This window comes from Luteimonas saliphila (assembly GCF_016774335.1).
GTDB classification, from domain to species: Bacteria; Pseudomonadota; Gammaproteobacteria; order Xanthomonadales; family Xanthomonadaceae; genus Luteimonas; species Luteimonas saliphila.
On sequence record NZ_JAETWA010000037.1, the window covers coordinates 15,315 to 33,081 of the forward strand.

At 65.6% G+C, this 17,767-nt stretch carries 17 protein-coding genes; 9 read left to right on the top strand and 8 right to left on the bottom strand.

The window, feature by feature from the left end; translation table 11 throughout:
• Positions 1-64: 64 nt before the first annotated feature.
• Entirely contained in the window at positions 65-1,450 is a 1,386-nt protein-coding gene (locus tag JMO03_RS10355) for an ATP-binding protein (RefSeq protein WP_202843079.1), read from the bottom strand.
• Positions 1,413-2,105: a response regulator transcription factor gene (locus tag JMO03_RS10360; protein WP_202843081.1), complete on the bottom strand. Its 693-nt coding sequence runs from the start codon at positions 2,103-2,105 to the stop codon at positions 1,413-1,415. Before JMO03_RS10360 ends, JMO03_RS10355 begins: the two co-directional genes overlap by 38 nt.
• A gap of 367 nt (positions 2,106-2,472) precedes the next feature.
• On the opposite strand from JMO03_RS10360, the gene lpxE reads away from it, so the two are divergent.
• The 5 genes from lpxE (at position 2,473) to JMO03_RS10385 (ending at position 9,447) form a co-directional block, all read left to right on the top strand.
• Entirely contained in the window at positions 2,473-3,345 is an 873-nt protein-coding gene (gene lpxE / locus JMO03_RS21510; RefSeq protein WP_202843083.1) for a lipid A 1-phosphatase LpxE, read from the top strand.
• Positions 3,346-3,428: 83 nt separating this feature from the next.
• Positions 3,429-5,027, top strand: a complete 1,599-nt coding sequence (gene eptA, locus JMO03_RS10370) for a phosphoethanolamine--lipid A transferase EptA (RefSeq protein ID WP_273544246.1) — start codon at positions 3,429-3,431, stop codon at positions 5,025-5,027.
• A gap of 781 nt (positions 5,028-5,808) precedes the next feature.
• Positions 5,809-6,627, top strand: a complete 819-nt coding sequence (locus JMO03_RS10375) for a phosphatase PAP2 family protein (RefSeq protein ID WP_238346066.1) — start codon at positions 5,809-5,811, stop codon at positions 6,625-6,627.
• 128 nt (positions 6,628-6,755) lie between these two features.
• Positions 6,756-7,844, top strand: coding sequence for a glycosyltransferase (locus tag JMO03_RS10380; RefSeq protein ID WP_202843088.1), 1,089 nt, complete (start codon positions 6,756-6,758; stop codon positions 7,842-7,844).
• A 145-nt stretch (positions 7,845-7,989) separates the two neighbouring features.
• Complete coding sequence (locus tag JMO03_RS10385; protein WP_202843089.1) at positions 7,990-9,447, top strand: ArnT family glycosyltransferase; 1,458 nt, start codon at positions 7,990-7,992, stop codon at positions 9,445-9,447.
• 61 nt (positions 9,448-9,508) lie between these two features.
• On the opposite strand, the gene JMO03_RS10390 is transcribed toward JMO03_RS10385, so the two are convergent.
• The 4 genes from JMO03_RS10390 to JMO03_RS10405 all read right to left on the bottom strand — a co-directional run bounded on the left by JMO03_RS10390 (position 9,509) and on the right by JMO03_RS10405 (position 12,230).
• Positions 9,509-9,886: a hypothetical protein gene (locus tag JMO03_RS10390; RefSeq protein ID WP_202843090.1), complete on the bottom strand. Its 378-nt coding sequence runs from the start codon at positions 9,884-9,886 to the stop codon at positions 9,509-9,511.
• Positions 9,887-9,905: 19 nt separating this feature from the next.
• Positions 9,906-10,310, bottom strand: a complete 405-nt coding sequence (locus tag JMO03_RS10395; protein WP_202843092.1) for a hypothetical protein — start codon at positions 10,308-10,310, stop codon at positions 9,906-9,908.
• Positions 10,311-10,380: 70 nt separating this feature from the next.
• Positions 10,381-10,812 (bottom strand): hypothetical protein, encoded by a 432-nt coding sequence (locus JMO03_RS10400; protein WP_202843094.1) that lies wholly within the window; start codon positions 10,810-10,812, stop codon positions 10,381-10,383.
• A gap of 212 nt (positions 10,813-11,024) precedes the next feature.
• Positions 11,025-12,230 carry a serine hydrolase domain-containing protein gene (locus tag JMO03_RS10405; protein ID WP_202843096.1) on the bottom strand — a complete coding sequence of 402 codons (1,206 nt, stop codon included), beginning with the start codon at positions 12,228-12,230 and terminating at the stop codon, positions 11,025-11,027.
• A 352-nt stretch (positions 12,231-12,582) separates the two neighbouring features.
• On the opposite strand from JMO03_RS10405, the gene JMO03_RS10410 reads away from it, so the two are divergent.
• The 3 genes from JMO03_RS10410 to JMO03_RS10420 all read left to right on the top strand — a co-directional run bounded on the left by JMO03_RS10410 (position 12,583) and on the right by JMO03_RS10420 (position 14,778).
• On the top strand, positions 12,583-13,353 hold the full coding sequence (locus tag JMO03_RS10410) for an SDR family oxidoreductase (protein ID WP_202843098.1): 771 nt from the start codon (positions 12,583-12,585) through the stop codon (positions 13,351-13,353).
• A 219-nt stretch (positions 13,354-13,572) separates the two neighbouring features.
• Entirely contained in the window at positions 13,573-14,130 is a 558-nt protein-coding gene (locus tag JMO03_RS10415; protein WP_202843100.1) for a papain-like cysteine protease family protein, read from the top strand.
• 69 nt (positions 14,131-14,199) lie between these two features.
• Entirely contained in the window at positions 14,200-14,778 is a 579-nt protein-coding gene (locus JMO03_RS10420) for a hypothetical protein (protein WP_202843102.1), read from the top strand.
• 239 nt (positions 14,779-15,017) lie between these two features.
• Here JMO03_RS10420 and JMO03_RS10425 read toward each other — a convergent pair whose 3' ends face one another.
• Positions 15,018-15,761 carry an XAC0095 family protein gene (locus tag JMO03_RS10425; protein WP_202843103.1) on the bottom strand — a complete coding sequence of 248 codons (744 nt, stop codon included), beginning with the start codon at positions 15,759-15,761 and terminating at the stop codon, positions 15,018-15,020.
• Between the two features lie 525 nt (positions 15,762-16,286).
• Between JMO03_RS10425 and JMO03_RS10430 the strand changes: the two genes are divergently transcribed.
• Positions 16,287-17,261: an alpha/beta fold hydrolase gene (locus JMO03_RS10430; RefSeq protein ID WP_202843104.1), complete on the top strand. Its 975-nt coding sequence runs from the start codon at positions 16,287-16,289 to the stop codon at positions 17,259-17,261.
• A 69-nt stretch (positions 17,262-17,330) separates the two neighbouring features.
• On the opposite strand, the gene JMO03_RS10435 is transcribed toward JMO03_RS10430, so the two are convergent.
• Positions 17,331-17,735 (bottom strand): ACT domain-containing protein, encoded by a 405-nt coding sequence (locus tag JMO03_RS10435; protein WP_202843105.1) that lies wholly within the window; start codon positions 17,733-17,735, stop codon positions 17,331-17,333.
• Positions 17,736-17,767: the final 32 nt, after the last annotated feature.

Genomic DNA, 17,767 nt, shown 5'->3' on the forward strand with positions numbered 1-17,767 from the left:
GACCGGCAGCGGCAGGTGCGTCAGCAGCGCGTGGGACAGGTCGGGTGCGATGGTTCTTCGGACGCTACCTGGCCAGGCCCGAAGACCCCATCCCCACGGACAACCGAAGCAGCAATCCCGGGTCCGCCCTGTGCGCGGACAGCTCCCATCCATGCGCCAGCGCGATCTCCCGGCAGATGGCCAGGCCGAGGCCGGCGCCCTGGTCGCGCCGATGGGCGCCGCGCCAGAAGCGGGAGAACATCTGCGACAGATCTCGCGGATCCACGCCGGGGCCGGAATCGCGCACCGTCACCGTTTCGGCGTCCACCTCCACCCGCACCTCGGTGCCGCCCGGCGCATGCTGGATGGCGTTCTCCAGCAGGTTCTTCAGCAGCGTGAACAGCGCGCCGCGATCGGCTTGCCATCGCGCAACGGACGCGCCGGACAGGGTCACATGCACCTGGGCCGCCTCGGCCACGCGCTGCAGGTAGGCAACCACGTCCTGCGCAACCTCCTGCACATCGGTGATGGCGAAGTCGTAGTTCTGCACCTCGCTGGCTTCCGCCAGCAGCAAAAGCTGCTGCACCTGACGCGTCATGTGCTCGACATCGCCGAGCAGCGCGTCGCGGTCTTCGCCCCCCTCTCTCAACTCGACCTGCGCGTGGATCAATGCCAGCGGCGTCTTCAACTCGTGCGCAGCCGTCGCAAGGAACTCCCGCTGCACGCGGTATCCGTGTTCCAGTCTGTCGAGTGCGCGGTTGAAGCTGTGCACCAGGGGCGCGATCTCGGACGGCACCGCCTCGGTCCGCAAGCGCGCGTGGAGTGCGCGCGGCGAGATCGAGGTTGCGGACTCCGACAGCTTGCGCAAGGGCCGGAGCGTGTATCCGAGCGTGACATAGGCGCAGATGCCGAAGACGACGAGCAGCACCGCGCTGAAGACGACCACGCCCGCACCCATGAAGGGCATGGTGAATTCCTCGTAGATGAAGCCCAGCATCCGCGTGCTGACGGCGAACTGCAGGTACCAGGTCCTTCCGCCATGCTCGAAGCGCTCGATGGCGCTGTGCATCCGGACGCCCCCGCGTTCGAAGTTGAAGCTTCCAGGCACAAGTCGCCGCGATTCCGCGGGAGACCAGAAGTCTTCTCCGGCAGCGGAAACGAGCACCGTCCGCCCGGAGTCGTCCAGCATGCGGTAGGCAACTTCCCCCTTGAGGCTCTCGTAGATCCACTCGTCGTCATCCTCGCTGGCCGCGAAGCCGACCGGGACGCCCTTGCCGTCGAACCGGACCGCCCCGACCAGCTCCCGCGTGTACTCGGCCATGTCTGCCTTCAGCAACAGGTCGCTGCGGTAAGTCGTCAGCACGAGGGTCGCCAGGATCATGAGCAGAACGCTCAGGATCACCCCGACCACGTACGCGAGCAGGACCCGCAGGCTAAGGCTGTTCGGCACTGTCGGCTTCACGAAGGGCATAGCCGAGACCTCTGACATTGATGATCCGTTGGCGCGAACCGATGACGCGCAGCTTGCGGCGGAGGCGATGCAGGGCGACATCCAGCGCGCCCGGGGTGACGGCCTCGCCCAATCCCCACCCGACCGACTCTAGTGCGCCGCGGCGCACGACTTCGCCGTGCTTGCGCAGCAGCAACAGCATGATCTGCATTTCGGCCGGGGGGAGCCTCGCGCTCTCCTCGCCGTGACATATGGTGCCGGAGGCAAGCCGCAGCGTCAGACCGCCATGGCTGGGATCGAGCGGGCGAACCTCCGCCGGGCGGCGCAGCAGCGCCCGCACGCGCGCCACCATCTCATCCATGGCGAACGGTTTAGGAAGGTAGTCATCGGCGCCGGCATCCAGACCCTCCACACGGTCGCGCAACGCATCACGCGCCGTCAGCACCAGGCAGGGCACGTCGATTCCAGCGCGGCGCATGCGCCGCAGCAGGACGAGCCCATCGCCATCCGGCAACCCGCGATCGATCACCAGCGCCTGGTAAGGCATGTGCCGGATCGCCGCCCACGCGGCGTCGACGCTGTCGACGACATCCGCGGCGATTCCGGCTGCCGCGAGTCCCTTGCATACCAGTCGCGCAAGCCGCTCGTGATCCTCGATCAGGAGAATGCGGCTCATCGCGTCGTTTTGTTCTCTGGTGAATGATGGAGGCAACGCGCTCGCACAGAAAGCTCTACTCCTGCATGCGTTCGACGAGCCGCGAATGAGCGGCATTGTCGAGCGTCTTCCTTACTGGACACTTACCAGGCCGAACCTATGCCTGGTCCGGGGAAACTTCCCGAATGTAAGTATCCGGAAAGACGCATCCCCCGACAGTAGCGCCTCGTTATAGCACGAGGCATCGCATGCGTCCGCACCGCGGAATCATTCTGATCGGGCAGCCCCAAGCACACATCCGCGTCGTGAACGAACCGAGGTTCGCGCGTTCCTGTTCGTCCGGGACGGAGGCCGCGACGGTGGCGCCGAACGCATGGCGAGGCAAGCCGTGACCGCCGATCCGGCGGGTGTACCTGACCCCCAATTCCGACAAGGAAGCCGCCATGACGACGGGGCTGGCGCCGGGGACGCTGTCGCCATCCTGGATGCGGACCTCCAAGTCCCGCACGAGCCGATACCGCGGGTGGTGTCGGTGCGGCGCGAGCGCACCGACGTGGAGGTGACGCGGCGCGGCGCCCGCGCCAGCGAATTCCTGCGCGAACGCGTCAGCGCCCACTCGTTCCACCAGGCGCTGACCCGGATCGGCGACTTCCACTTGGAATCGCTTCCCGCCAGGGCGGCACCAATGAGGTTGATAGCGCTGGCAAAGACGGCATACGCGCAAGTACAACGGCCTCGGCAGCTGATGGCGATGTGCCTGATCGGTACTGCCTTGTCCGCCTTCTATCCATCCGATCTGCCGAGTTACCGCGATACGCCGCGCAGCGAGCACGCACTGGTCACGGGTACGGAGCGGTACGGGCGGTTCATCAACACGATCGCACAGGTGGCACTGCCCATTGTCAAGCGCGACCCGATAGGGATGGTGCAGAATCTCTATATCGGTGTCGCCGGCACCTTCATGACGCATGGCTTGAAGCGGGCGTTGGATCCAGTCACTGTTCTGGGTGTGCGCCTGGGTGAGCGCCCCTATGGCGGGCGGCACAACATGCCCTCAGGACATGCCTCACTGGCGTCTTCAGCAGTGTACTTCCTGGGGCGTCGTTACGGATGGTGGCACCTGCTTTACCTGGTGCCGGTGCTGTTGCTGACAATGTTCGCGCGTGTCGAGCTTGATGCACATACCGGATCTGCCGTGATTGCAGGCGCACTGATCGGCATTTTCTCCGCTGCGCTGTTCACCGGAAAGTACAGGTCGTAAGCCGGCTGGCATCGGCGCCCGCTGGTGGATGCCAGCCATCATTCACAACGAATAATCAAGGAGGGTCGCATGGGACGATTCGCATGCACGCCCTAGCGCTCAGGCTGTTGTCCGGTGCCTTCATTCCCAGGGTGCGCTGGCGTCTCCGGACGCCAATGTTCGTTCTCGCCTGGGCGCTATTCAATGCTGTGGCATACCACGTGCCGCTCTATCTGTTCGGCATCGATCATCTGGATGTCGCGTCATTGGGAGCGGGCGTGACATTGCTCACGCTGTTCATCCTGGTGGTGGCACTGACCGCATTGTTCACCGGCGTCATCGCCTCGATTGTGCCGCGACTGGTCAAGCCTTTGTGCATGGCGATGGCGGTAGCCAATGCCATCGCACTCTATTTCGTGGTCACGTACGGCGTTGTGCTGGACGAGACCATGATGGGCAACACCTTCAATACCGATCCGGCGGAAGTCGCCGGTCTGTTCCATCCATGGATGCTTGTGTACGTCTTCTGCCTGGGCATCGTGCCGTGCTGGGTTCTCTTGCAGATCAAGGTGACGCACACGCCTTTTCTCAAACGTCTGGCAATGCCCATCGCGGTAAGTGTCTTCACGCTTTGCTGGGCGTATGGCGCATCCCAAAGCTGGTTGTGGATCGACAAGCATGCCAAGCATCTTGGCGGCATGGTCCTGCCTTGGTCGTATGTGGTCAATGGTGGGCGCTATCTGGCAGGCAACGCCGCCCCGTACGAACGCAGGCTGTTGCCTGCCGCCCATTTCGTGTCGAATGAGAAGAAGGTCGTCTTCCTGGTGATCGGGGAGTCTGCCCGCGCGCGGAACTTCTCCCTGTATGGGTATGGAAGGCAGACCAATCCGGCACTCTCCAAAGCTGGCGCCACGGTCTTCAAAAAGGCCCGGTCGTGCGCCACGTACACCACTGCCTCGCTCGAATGCATCCTGGCCCACCAGGAGCCCGGGGCGCGCGCGATGTGGGAGCCATTGACCAGTTATCTGCAGCGTCATGGCGTCGAAGTCACATGGCGTACGAACAACGCCGGCGAGCCTGCAATGGACGTACGGCACTTCGAGCGCCTCGGCGATGTGAAGGCCGATTGCACGGAAGAGGCGTGTGATCATGACGAAGGTCTGTTGCGTGGCATCGAAGCGCGCATTGCTGCATCGAACCAGCAACGTATCCTGGTGGTATTCCATCTCGAGGGGAGTCACGGGCCGGCATACAACGTGCGCTATCCGTCGCGTTTCAACGTATTCACGCCTGTGTGTGCATCGGTCCAGTTGCACCAATGCTCGATCGACGAACTGATCAATGCTTACGACAACACCATCGTCTACACGGACTTTGTCGTGGGACAGGCCATCGACATGCTGAAACGTCTACAAGGCTACTCGACCTCGCTGATCTACGTTTCTGATCATGGCGAATCATTGGGGGAATTCAACCTATATCTGCACGGGACGCCCTTGTCGATTGCACCCGACGTTCAGAAGGATATCCCGTTGATCCTATGGGATTCCAGCGCAGCTCACTCAAACGCAAATGCGACATCGATTGTCGAAGGCGAATTTTCCCACGCGAATGTATTTCACAGCGTAATGGGCGCGTTCGGCATGCGTAGCGACATCTTCGAGCCCGAACTGAATCTCTTCTCACCAGAGAATCACCAATGACATCGAACGCGCTGGCAGGGATGGCCTGCGCGAGTACAACCCGACCCCGCACTTCAGCCCGCATCCTGCCCGCCATGGCGCAATCGAACGTGGCGGGCGGGAACTCGAGCTCCAGCCCGGTTTCGGCAGGCCATCCTTGCGCCGTCCGATAGGGCAGCGTGCGCTCGGCACGGCGACGACGGTAGGCCCGGATCTCGGCAGCGCTCCATGACACCCGGGGCGTGCGGGCGACGGGTCCGCGTTGGCGACGACAGGGCCGGATCGGCATGCAGGTGGCATGCCGCAACGCTCGCCGCCTTCGCCGACGCCGGGTATCGGCCGTCGGCGACCTGCGTAGGCGAATCTCCCATCGCCTCTGGCAGCCGCGATCGATCGCCAGCGCCTGGCAAGGCGTGCCCCGGATCGTGGCCCATGCCGCGTCGCTTACCTGTCCGAGCTTTCCCTGACAGGCGGGAACTTACTGTCCGGTAAGTATCCGGTAAGACGCATCGCCTGACAGTTGCGCCTCCTCAAAGCACGAGGCATCGCATGCGTCCGCACGCCCGCATCATTCCGCTCGGGACGGCACGGGCACGCGCCCCCTTCGCGAACGCATTGAAGTCGCGATCAGCGTTGTCGTCATCCTGGATGCCGACCTCAAAGACTCGCTCGAGTTCATGCCGCGGGTGGTGTCTGCGTGGCGCGAGGGCGCCGACGTGGAGCTGATGCCGGACCGCACCCGCGCCGGCGGATCCTTGGCCAAACGCATCAGCCACATGAAGTGGCTGTTGCCTGGGTCGGCATGGAGACCCGGGTGATCGGGTACGGCCGCGACCTGCGTACGGGCGGTCGCTCGAAGTGGAGCACCTCGGGCCCGTTGCGACAGGCGATCGAAGGCCTCGCCTCCCTCTCGATCAAGCGTCTGCGCTGGGCCGCCGTTGTCGGCGTCGCGGCGGCTGCCGGCGGCGGACTGCTCGGACTGTGGTTCGCGACCGACGTGCTGCTCCTGGGCGAAGCGGTGCAGGAGTATCCGTCGCAGGTTTCGGCCATCGGCTTCTTCGGTGCCGTGCAACTGCTGGATGAGCGACTGTTCGTGTTTCTGAACTCGCTGGGGTCGGAGCGCTGGGACGGATTCTGGCTGTTCGTCACCAGCAGATTCTCGTCGATCCCAGTATCCGTGGCGTTGCTTTATCTGCTCTATCGACATTACGGATTGAAGAATCTGCTGGTCATTCTGGCGCTGGTCGCGTTGATGATCACCGTAACGGATCAGTTGGCCAATCTCTTCAAACACGGCTTCGAGCGCCCCAGGCCCTGCCGGGAAGAGCATCTGAAGGAGATCATCCGTTATATCGCGCCGCGCTGCGGGCGTTACGGCTACTTCTCGGCGCATGCGGCGAACTCGATGGCGCTGGCGGTTTTCGTGGGTTTAGTGCTCAGAAACACCTACAAACACCTGCTGCTTCTTCTGCTTTTCTGGGCGTCGATCGTGAGCTTCAGCCGTATTTACGTGGGGGTGCACTATCCGTTGGACTCTCTGACCGGCGCGGTCATCGGGGCTTTGGTGGGCTTCCTTATCTACAAACTTTCACAGCGGTTCAACCTGTCGCGGCCCCGATAGTTTCTCGGCCAGCCTTACCGTCCTTTTCAATGGCCCTGGCATCCTCCCGAAGGCGAGGTGCTGTCAGGCATAGGCCTTTCGATACGTGAAGACAATCCCGGGCCAACGGCCGAAAGCGAGGCCGACGCATGTATGACCTGAGCGTCGTGATCCCCACGTTCAACGAGAAGGACAATGTTCGGCCGCTGTTCGATCTGTTGCGCGCCGCACTCGCGGGGCGGTCCTGGGAGGCGATCTATGTGGACGACGACAGCCCCGATGGCACGGCCGAGCAAGTGCGTTCGCTGGCGCTGGAGTTCGACAATGTCCGTGTCATCCAACGGATCGGGCGGCGAGGCCTCGCCGGAGCGTGTATCGAGGGCATTCTGTCGTCCACGTCCCCGTTCTGCGCCGTGATCGATGCGGATCTGCAGCACGACGAAACCCGGCTCGCACCAATGCTCGATGCATTGCAGGGCGATGACGAACTGGACATCGTGATCTGCAGTCGCAACATGGAAGGCGGGTCGAGCGGGCATGGTCTGTCCCGTCTCCGGCGATGGGGCAGCGATCGTGCGACTGCGCTGGCACGGCGCCTGCTGAACATCACCGCCTCCGATCCGGTCAGCGGGTTCTTCATGGTGCGCCGCCTGTCCTTCAACGAGGTGGTCACATCCCTGCAGGGCGAAGGATTCAAGATCCTCGCCGACATGCTGGCCGCGTCCGCAGGGCGATGGAAGACGCATGAGATCCCGTACACGTTCCGGTCGCGCCACGCCGGAGAATCCAAGATGGATTCCGCTGTCGCCCTCGAGTTCGTGTCGCTGCTGGTGGTCCGGAAGACTGGCGGGCTGGTGTCGACGCGGTTCGTACTCTTCTGTGCCGTCGGCTTCACGGGCATCTTCGTGCAGCTTCTTGCCGTCAAGGCCGCGCTGGTCTTTCTGACGGACCAGTTCGCCGTGGCGCAGGTCCTCGGGGTGTTCGCAGCCATCAACTCGAACTTCCTATGGAACAACCTGATCACGTATCGGGACCGCACTCTGCGCGGGCGCGCGATCTGGCGAGGATTGCTGAGCTTCTATGCAGTCTGTGCGCTTGGTGCGGTCATGAACGTGGGCGTGGCCAATGTCTTCTTTGCGGCCCTGCCGTTCTGGGCCCTGGCAAGCGTCGTCGGTGCGATTGCCGGCGCGCTCTGGAACTTCATCGCCTCTTCGCTGTTCACCTGGCGCACCCGTTGACGCACGCGAGGGCATCTGGGTTGGCGACTGGTCGCTGTGAACGGAAACAGTGCGAACGCAGCCACGACGGAAAGGTGGAGGTTTCGGCGCACCGTGGCTTCGGGGGTCTGGCGGCACAACGTTCTTGCGTAAAGGCGACTCTCTGATGCGGCCTTCCGTCTTCGCCATATCGCTTTCGTTTCTTGTCGTACACCTCGCCATCGCCGCGTTGGTCCCCCTCTTCGATGATGAGGCCTATTACGCACTGTGGGCCCGCGACCTGGCGCTCGGTTACTACGACCACCCGCCCATGATCGCCTACATGATCCGGATGGGAACCAGCCTCTTCGGTGAAACCGCGCTCGGCATCCGCCTGTTCCCGGTGATCGGTTTTGCCGCCTCGGGATACCTCGTGGGCGATATGGCGCGGCGCATGTCCGGTGGCGCAGCGGGTCTGCCAGCGCTGGCGACAACGCTCTACAACCTTGGTCTGCTTGTCTTCGCTCTGGGCAGTTTCGCCACCCCCGACGCGCCCTCGACCTTGTTCTGGGTCGCCGCACTCTGGGCCGCGATGCGCGCGATCGACGCGCCCCCGGACACACGCTCCGCGATGCGGTGGTGGGTCTGCGCGGGTCTGCTTCTCGGGTTCGGCGGCCTGTCGAAGTTCACCAATGCTTTCCTGGCCTTCGGATTGCTGACCTACCTGATTGCCACGCCAAAGGGCCGCGCGTCCCTGCTCACGCATCTGCCCTATACGGCCGTGGCGGCAGCGATTCTGCCGCTTCTGCCCTATCTTTTCTGGAACCTTCAGAGCGATTGGCTCGGCCTGGAACGCCAGGGCGCGCGCCTCGCCGCCTCCGGCTTCTCGACCCGATATCTGGGGGAATATGCCGCGCTCGTGCTCCTGGCGCCGACGCCATTGGTCTCCTGGTTCGCCTTCCGGGCTCTCAGGGCCCCGCCGAAGGACGCAGCGCTGCTGGTGTGGAGCTCCGTTCCGCTCCTGCTCTACTTCGCCTATCACGCGACCCATGCGCCAGTTCAAGCCAACTGGATCGTGCCGCTGCAGGCGCCCTTCGCCCTGCTCGCGGCCTTTGGCCTCGCTCGAGCGCAGGCGCCGCGGCTCTGGACCAAGGCCACCCCCGCCATCGCATTGGCGATGAGCGTCGGCTTGGTCGCGACCGCCTTCAACCCGGTCACCCCGATCGGCACGGCCGACAATCCACCAAACCAGACGCGCGGATGGCCAGCGACCCAGGAGGCCATCGCCGAACTACTCGAGGAAACGGGCGCAACCTGGATCGCCACGACCGACTACGCGCGAACCGGATCGCTCGCGCTTCGTTTTCCGCAAGTGCGCGTCTGGTCCGTGACGCAACTGCAGCGCTACGGCTTCCGTGGCGCCTTCCCTGCCGAACTGTGCACGGCCCCCGGCCTCCTGATCGAGCGGGCAAGCCCGTCGCAAACGACCTCCGGGACAGCCTCAAGCCTCTTTGAAACGGTCGAAGCCGCCCATGCAGCCGTTCGAACGCAGGACGGAGTCACACTGATGCGATATCTCCTAACGCCGGTATCCGGGATCAGGTCGCCGGATCTGTGCCCAGGCCACGTAGATTCGCGGATCTGATTCCCTCCGCCCCCTTTGTTGCCTTTGTTGCCGCGCCCTTTCGTCGAACAGACGCACGCACTCAAGCGCATCGCCGACCCGGACGATCGCCGCTGCCGCGCTGTTCCTCGCCTCGGACGCCTCCGGCTTCGTCACCGGCAGCGCGATGCGGGTGGCCCTGGTTGCCTTCGACGCGGCAGCGAACCTGAAGATCCCGGTGCCGCTCTTCGAAGTAGCTCAGCAGCTCGATCTCACTCGAAACGAACAGCACAAGCGCATCGCGCCGTGGTGGAACTCCTGCGCGCCTTGCGGAGCCCGGGAACAGGACTTCGTGCGGGACTGCACGAACTTCCGCCTGATCGAGCTTGAGCTCTACACGTCCAGGCCCGAAGGACAACGGATTCGAGCACGCGGCGATCGCCGAAAGCCCCAGTCCGAGCAGCGCGTTGCGCATCTTCATGTGAGGCCCAACGCCTGAATCAGGCCCACCCGCGAAGCGGGTTCGGCTTGAACGAACTGTCAGGTGGGGAACCGGTGAGGTCTTGCGAGTGAAACGACCTGAGCGGCATGCCCCCAGGCTGCTGGTCCACGCCCCGAAGCCAGAGCTGTCCGTCCGAGCGAGCCTCTATCTCTACCAGGCGTCCAGTCGGACAGAGCACAGGCAACACTGACGTGACGGCGAACTGGTGGCCAACAGCACCAAAGTCGATCGCAGAAAGTGAAGTCACCGCGACCCGCGCCCTCTCGCCCGGGCCGAGCAGAATCTCGCGGCCGTCCGTTGATAGCGACAGGTCCACAGCGGAGGAATTGACCAAGGTGACGTCACAAGCCGGGCTGCCGGCGGTGGCGAACAGCAGTGCAGCTACAACGATGCTCAGCGACATTCCATCCTCCCCACCCAACGAGTGCTTATGCGGCGCAGAAGTAACTTGACCCTGTTCTTCGCCACCCCGGCTAGCGAGCACTCCTGCTTCTTCCCGCCCTGTACTCCGCGATGGTCTGCGCGGCCGTCGGGTTGGACATCGCCATGCCGTGCACGAAGACGGCCGGGGCGCCGCGCTTGAAGACCTCCACGGCGCGGTCGATCCCGGCCATCTGTTCCCGGGTCGGGTCCGCCACGTCGAAGGAGAATCCGTCTCCCCTGACCACCGGGATGCCCGCGCGGTCGAGTTGCTGCACCAGCGCCTCGGTGCGCCGCGCCTGCTCGGACGGGCAGTTGCGCGGGGCCAGCACCAGCACCGCGCCGGGCGCGACACCAGCGGGCATCTCGACCGGCACGAAACCATTGGGGCTCGGGATGACCTCGCTCGCAGCCTCGCGGTCCTGCCACCACTGCCAGGCGCCATACAGCCCGCCGGCCAGCACCAGGATCATCAGGATCCGCATGCACGCAACCTCCGCTGCCCGGCGGCAATCGTCATGGTGTTTCTCTCCCCGGCCTCGTCCCCCGGCTGTCCCGGCCTCCCGGCCAGCCCGGTCCCCATCCGCGAAGGGCGCGCGGTGTCGGATCCGATTCCCTGCACACCCTCCGATCCCGAAGGGTAGCGTTTCTACCCCGCCCAAAGAACCTCGACGCCGCCCCCGGATTTCGCTCCCCCTCAACGCGCGCCCGAGCGCAGCGACTCCGCGTGCTCCCACAGCGCCTTGAAGATCGCCACGTAGGCCTCGGTGGTGTCCTCGCCGGAGGTGTTGGTGAACAGGATCACGCCGGTGTCCAGCGCCGGCGTGGCCAGCATTTCGGTGCGCAGGCCGGGATCGCTGCCGCCGTGGCCGACGAAGCGGGTATTGAACTTGGTCTGCCAGAACAGGCCGGAGTTCTTCTCGGCCACGTCCACGTTGCCGGGCTTGCGGGCGTCGGTGAACTGCAGCCGCGTCATCTCGCGCACGGATTCGGGCGACAGCACGCGCGTGCCGGCGTACTCGCCGCCCTGCAGCAGGGCGATGAAGAACTTCGACAGGTCGTCGACCGAGGTGCGCACCCCGCCATCGGGCCATGTCACCAGGCCATAGGGCTGGATCGGCAGCTGCATCCCGTCCTGCGAGACGTAGAGCGTGGCGTGGTCGTCCATCGGCGCATCGGCCATGAACCAGCGGGTGCGGATCATGCCCAGTGGCGCGAAGAAGTGCTCGCGCGTGTAGGCATCGAGCGACTGCCCGGTCGCGCGCTCCACCGCATGCCCGGCCAGCGCCGCGCCGATATTGGAGTACTCGCGATGCGTGCCGGGCGCCACGTCGAGGAAGTTGCCGTCCGCGTAGTCCTCGCCGCCCGGCGTGAAGTAGCCGGCCAGGAATTCGCCCAGCGGCTGCGGCGCATCGCGGCCGAAGTGGTAGCCGCGCGAATACACGTCCCAGCGGTCGGCGATGCCGGACGTGTGCGTGGCCAGGTGGCGCAGGGTGATGGGCTGGCCGGGCCGGTGCGGGTTGCGCACCGGGAACGGCACCGCCTGCCCGATGTCGGCATCCAGCGACAGCCGACCCTGCTCGACCGCGCGCATCATCGCGGCGCCGGTGATGGTCTTGCTGATCGAGGCGATGTTCATCACCGTCTCCGGCGTGAACGGCGTGCCCGCTTCGCGATTGGCGTGGCCGTAGCCGGCGCGCCAGGCCACCTTGCCGTCCACGATGATGGCCGCCGCCATGCCGACGATCCCGCCCTGCGCCATCTGCTGGCGGAGACGCGCGTCGATCGAGGCGTCGGCAGGCGCGGGGGCGTCGGGCGGCGCCGCCTGCGCGAAGACGCCAGGCGGCGCGAACGCCAGGAGGCACGCAAGAATCAGTGACCGGGAAGCACAGCGGTTCGGCATCGGGAATTCCGGACGGGGAGCCACGACGGCCCGGCGGGATCATGCGCCGGCTGGCCTGCCGATGTCGACGTTCGCCGCTGGCAGGAGGGCCGTCCGGGAAGCGGGCGCTGCCGATTTCGATTGGTACAACGTCCGGGCTGCCGGGAACCCCGGGCGGCAAGCCTCGGCCGCGGCCTGCGGCACCCGCCCTGCGTGATAGGCCGCCGGGTTTCGCGCACGCCGCCGGACGGCTTGCGCGTCGTGCGCAGCGGCTGCGCGCCCGATCGCCGGACGCCCATGCAACGGCCGAATGCGGCGAGTACCGCGCGTGGCCGTCGCACAGACTGCGGGCTCCCACACAGGAGACGCAGACATGGCAGCACAGGCACTGGCCGGCAGGACGGCGATCGTCACTGGCGCGAGTTCGGGCATCGGGCGCGCAGCGGCATTGCGGTTCGCGCGCGAAGGTGCGCGGCTGGTGGTGAGCGGCCGCCGCGCGGATGCCCTGGCCCAACTGGTCGACGAAATCGAACGCGCCGGCGGCGAGGCGATCGCCTGCGCGGGCGACGTTCGCGACGAGTCGCACAACGACACCCTGGTCGACACCGCGCTCGCGCGCTTCGGGCGTGTCGACATCGGTTTCAACAATGCCGGAGGCACCGGCGCCATGGGGCCGGCCAGCGCGATGTCGCTGGCCGATTGGCGCGACACCATCGACACCAACCTGACCTCGGCGTTCCTCGGCGCGCGGCGGCAGATGAGGACCATGCTGGAGGCTGGCCGCGGCTCGATCATCCTCACCTCGAGTTTCGTCGGGCACACCGCCGGCATGCCCGGAACCGCCGCCTACGCGGCCGCCAAGGCCGGCGTCATCGGCCTGGTCCAGGTGCTTGCCGTCGAGGGAGGGCAGCACGGAGTACGCGTCAACGCGCTGCTGCCCGGCGGCACGGACACGCCCGGCGCACGCGATTTCATCCAGGACCCGGCGTCACGCGTATTCGTCGAACAGATGCACGCACTCAAACGCATCGCCGACCCGGACGAGATCGCCGCGGCCGCGCTTTTCCTCGCCTCGGATGCCTCCAGCTTCGTCACCGGCAGCGCGATGCGGGTGGATGGCGGGGTGTCGATCAACCGGACATGAGGAAAATGCCCCTGACACCGGCTTGCTCCCCGCATGAAATCGGCCTGCGCGGCGTGCCTGCGGGTCTACCCGCGGCGCGCTGCTGCGGTTCGCGTCCGCCCCTGGAGCGTCGCCGATGGACGGTGTCCGCCACCCGGCCATGCACGCGTTCGCTCCAGTGCAGGGGATGCATGCGGGACGCGTCGCTCACGCCGCGCCCGCGCTGATGCCGGAGGCGATATGAAAAGGATCCTGCTGCTGTTGTTCCTGCCGCTGCTGCTCGCCGGGTGTTGCCGGCCACCGGTCATCGGCTCACAACCGGTCACGCTGCGGGCGCAGGAAACGGGAATGTGGTGCTGGGCCGCCAGCGCACAGATGGTGATGCAACACCTGGGCACCAACGTCAGCCAGTGCACGCAGGCCAACAACCGGTTCGGCCGCAGCGACTGCTGCGACAGCCCGGTACCCAACGCTTGCGTCAATGGCGGCTGGCCCGAGTTCGACAAGTACGGCTTCAGCTTCGAGACCACGTCCGACGCGCCACTGAGCTGGGCCGACGTGCGCAAGGAGATCCACTGCCGGAAGAAGCCGTTCGCCTACAGCTGGCACTGGAGCGGGGGCGGCGGCCACATGATGGTCGTGATCGGCTATGTCACGATCGATGGAGTGAACTACGTGACCATCAACGACCCATGGGCCCCCGGTGTCGGAGACCAGCGCGTGATCACCTACGACGCCTACGTCAGCGGATCGGGATACACGCACTGGAACGATTACTACAACGTCACCAGACTCTAGGAGCGCGCCATGAAACTGCTTATCCTGCTTTTGGCGTGCGCCGTGATCGGCCACGCCGGAGCGCAAACCATGAGTCAGCAGCCACCCGTTGCAGACGCCCGGCCCGCCACGGAGGCCGCCGGCAAGTCGCTGTCCACGCTGTCCCAGCTGGTCACGGAACAGAACTACCGCGCAATGGGCTTCGAATCCGCCAGGGAAGCCGCCGACGCCACCCTGGGTGCGCCGATCCCGGTGTACCTGGTGCAGCTCGACGAACTGCGCGCTTACGCGGGCGGAGATCCCGCCGCGCTGCTCCGGCCGCTGCAGCAGTTCGTCTTCCCGGTGAACGTCGGCGGCGCGACGCGCTCGGGCGTCACGGTCGAAAACACCGGCAAGGGATGGCAGGCGACCGGATTCGGCAGCCCCGCACTGACTCGCGCGCTGGCCGATGGCATACGTGCCTCGGGCGCAGCCGACCCGATCGCGGTGCACGTCGCCGCGCTGCGCACCTACTTCATCGGCTTCCGGGATGGCGACGGCAACCTGATGTTCACGCCGATCCGGGACGAACCGGAGTTCGAGTTCCGCGCCGGCGCCGCCGTTCCCGCCACCCAGGCGTTGCTCGCGCTACGCCCGGCCGCGGTTCGGTACAACGGCCTGCCGCTCTGAGCGTAGCGTTCCGCCCGCCAGGCGCGAGCCACGCATGGATGCGCGGCTTTCGCCTGGCGGGATCGACCGCGTTTGATCGCGCCGAGCAAGCAGAGGTCGCAGGTCGAATCGACCGAAGTCCTCATGCGACTCTGCCCCCTGTTTCAGTGTTCCCGCGATTCTGTTCGCGGCTCGACTCCGTCGAACGGGATCAGGTTCCATTCCGCCCAGCAGCGAGCCTGACTCCGTCGATGGCAGGATCAGTGCAGCCGCAGTGCCGGAACCGGCGCATGGCCCCGCCGCTGCCCGGCGATCGCCAGCGGCTGCGCCGTCTCCCGCACATCGCGCGCGGCCTGCGCCGCCGGCCCTGCGTGATACGCCGCCGGCGTTTCGCGCACGCCGCCAGACGGCTTGCGCGCCGTGCGCAGCGGCTGCGCGCCCACCTGGTCCAGGATCGCCTCCATCGCCTGCGCATCGTCGAAGATCGCATGCGCCAGCGTCTGCAGGCTGCCGTCGGCCAGGCCCTCCTCGTCGGTGTTGAACACCACGTCGCCCAGGGCCGTGATCCGCGCGAGCAGGCGGTCGAGCGCGTCCGCCTGGTCCATGGTCAGGCCGAAGACGTAGCGTGCGCCCGTGCCGGCCTCGGCGTCCACTGCGTCCTCGTCCGCCTCGTCGTGTTCCGCCGCCGCCGCAGACGGCGCCTCATCCGCGATCCCGCCGGCCTCCGGGGCCGTGGTCGTCTTGTCGTGCACGCGTTCGTGCCGGGCCGGCCACGTTGCCTGCTCCAGCACCTGCGCCGCCTGTTCGGCCAGCAACTCCAGGCACACCGCCAGCTCGCCCATGCTCACCTCGGGCGCATCGTCGTCTTCCTCGTCGCGGGTGCGCGGCTGCGCCAGCTGCGACAGGAACACCATGTGCCCATGCAGCTTCCTGAGCCGGAACTGCCCGTCCTCCGACAGCAGATAGCCCCTCGTCTTTCCCTGATCCAATGCATGCTCGGACATCGTCGCCTCCTCGTTCCATGAAGTACCCGCCCACCGCGATGCGGCGACGGGAAGTCGGGAGGTTAGAAACCGCGAACAGACGGCGGGCGTATTCCCCTTGCGGGTGTTGTATTAGCCGCCCTCCCGACGCAGGCATCGCGTCGGTCTGTCCCCGCAAGAGATACGGGCACAAAAAACCCACCGGTTTGTCGGAGGTGGGGACCGCTGTTCGAGGAGTTTCTACGCTCCTTGGAATCGAGTCTGCTACTCGATCAGGGTGGTGTCAAGCACCCGGGGAGGCACCATTTCCTGCGAATCGAATACTGCTTTCGAACAACAACATCGGACTCCGTGGTCAAAAAAAAGGACGGAGGGAATTAAGGCTTCCAGACAGACTGCTGTGTCGGTCAGGCGGACACCATTGCCTGCGCATTGATGTAACCGGGAAGCCTCCCCGCGCGAATACAGAGCCATGACCACGCTGCTGACCCTTACAGGTACTGCGTTCCCCACAAGATCGACATTGGCTAGAACGAGGATTCATTCATGGCTGGCCGCCTGCACATTCACCTGAAGAACCGGTTATTCACAGTGGCGGCAGCTGCTGCCTTGTTGGCCGCCTGCGCGCCGACGGCGTGGGCTGCTCCGCTGGTGTCTTCCAACTCGACGACGACCTATCACAGGGTAGAGATCGACGGCGTCGGGATCTTCTACCGCGAAGCCGGACCGAAAGATGCGCCGACCATCGTCCTGCTGCATGGCTTTCCAACGTCGTCCCGCCAGTACGAAGCGCTCATCCCGCTGCTGGCCGCCCGATACCACATCATCGCGCCGGACTACCCGGGTTTCGGACAGAGCGACGCCCCCGCCCCATCCGCCTTCCCCTATACCTTCGACCATCTCGCCAAGGTCATGAATGACCTGCTTGTGCGCCTCCGGATCGAGCGCTACAGCCTGTACATCCACGATTACGGCGCGCCGGTCGGTTTCCGGATGATGCTGGCGCATCCGGCGCGGCTGGACGCGCTCATCACGCAGAACGGCAATGCGTACCGGGAAGGACTGGGCAAGAAGTGGCCCGGCATTTCCGAATACTGGGCGGACCCGGAAGGCCATCCGGAGGTCCTCGACGCCTTCCTGTCGTTCGACACCACGATGCAGCGTCATACCGCTGGCACATCGCATCCGGAGCGCTACAACCCGGAGGCCTGGATCAGCGAGTTCGACCACCTTTCAAAGCCCGGCCAGCGCGCCATCCAGTCGGCGTTGCTCTACGACTACCGGACCAACGTCGCGGCCTACCCGCAGTGGCAGGCCTGGCTTCGCGAACATCAGCCGCCGACCCTCGTCGTGTGGGGAGCCAATGACCCGTCTTTCATCGCCGCCGGGGGCGCGGCGTTCAAGCAGGACGTCCCCGACGCGGAAATCCACCTGCTCGACGCGGGCCACTTCGCGCTCGACGAGAAGACCGACGAGATCGCGCCCCTGATCCTCGATTTCATGGCGAGGCATGTGGAGTAGGGTGGCCCTCAGGCCGAGCCATCTCAAGCAGACAACTCTAACCCTGCTTCCAATCTGGCCCCATCACGGCTATGCGCTTTCGGATCGCGCCAATGCGCGCAGGACATCCATGGCTTCCTGCGCCTGCCCGGCCGGCACGAACAGATGGTCGTGACAGACGCCTGCCACGACGTTGCAGCTGATGCCCGCCTGCGCGAGCGCCTGCGAGAACGCAGCGGTCAGGCCGACGGCCGACAGGTCCGAGTGGACGGTCAGGGTGATCCATGCGGCGGTGAACGCGACCGGCAGGCCCAGCACCACGGCAACCTGCTCCGGGATGACGACCGAGAGGCCTTCGGGTTCGCGGATGGACGCGACGACATGGGCCGGGTCGGGCACGAATCCGGCGGGCAGGGTGACGAACGTGTAGCGGCCTGGATGCAGTTCTGGCTGTATGTGGAGCATCAACTGCTTGAGGTCGGCGATCGGCTGCATGGCTTTGCCTCAGCTGATGATGGGGTGGCGGG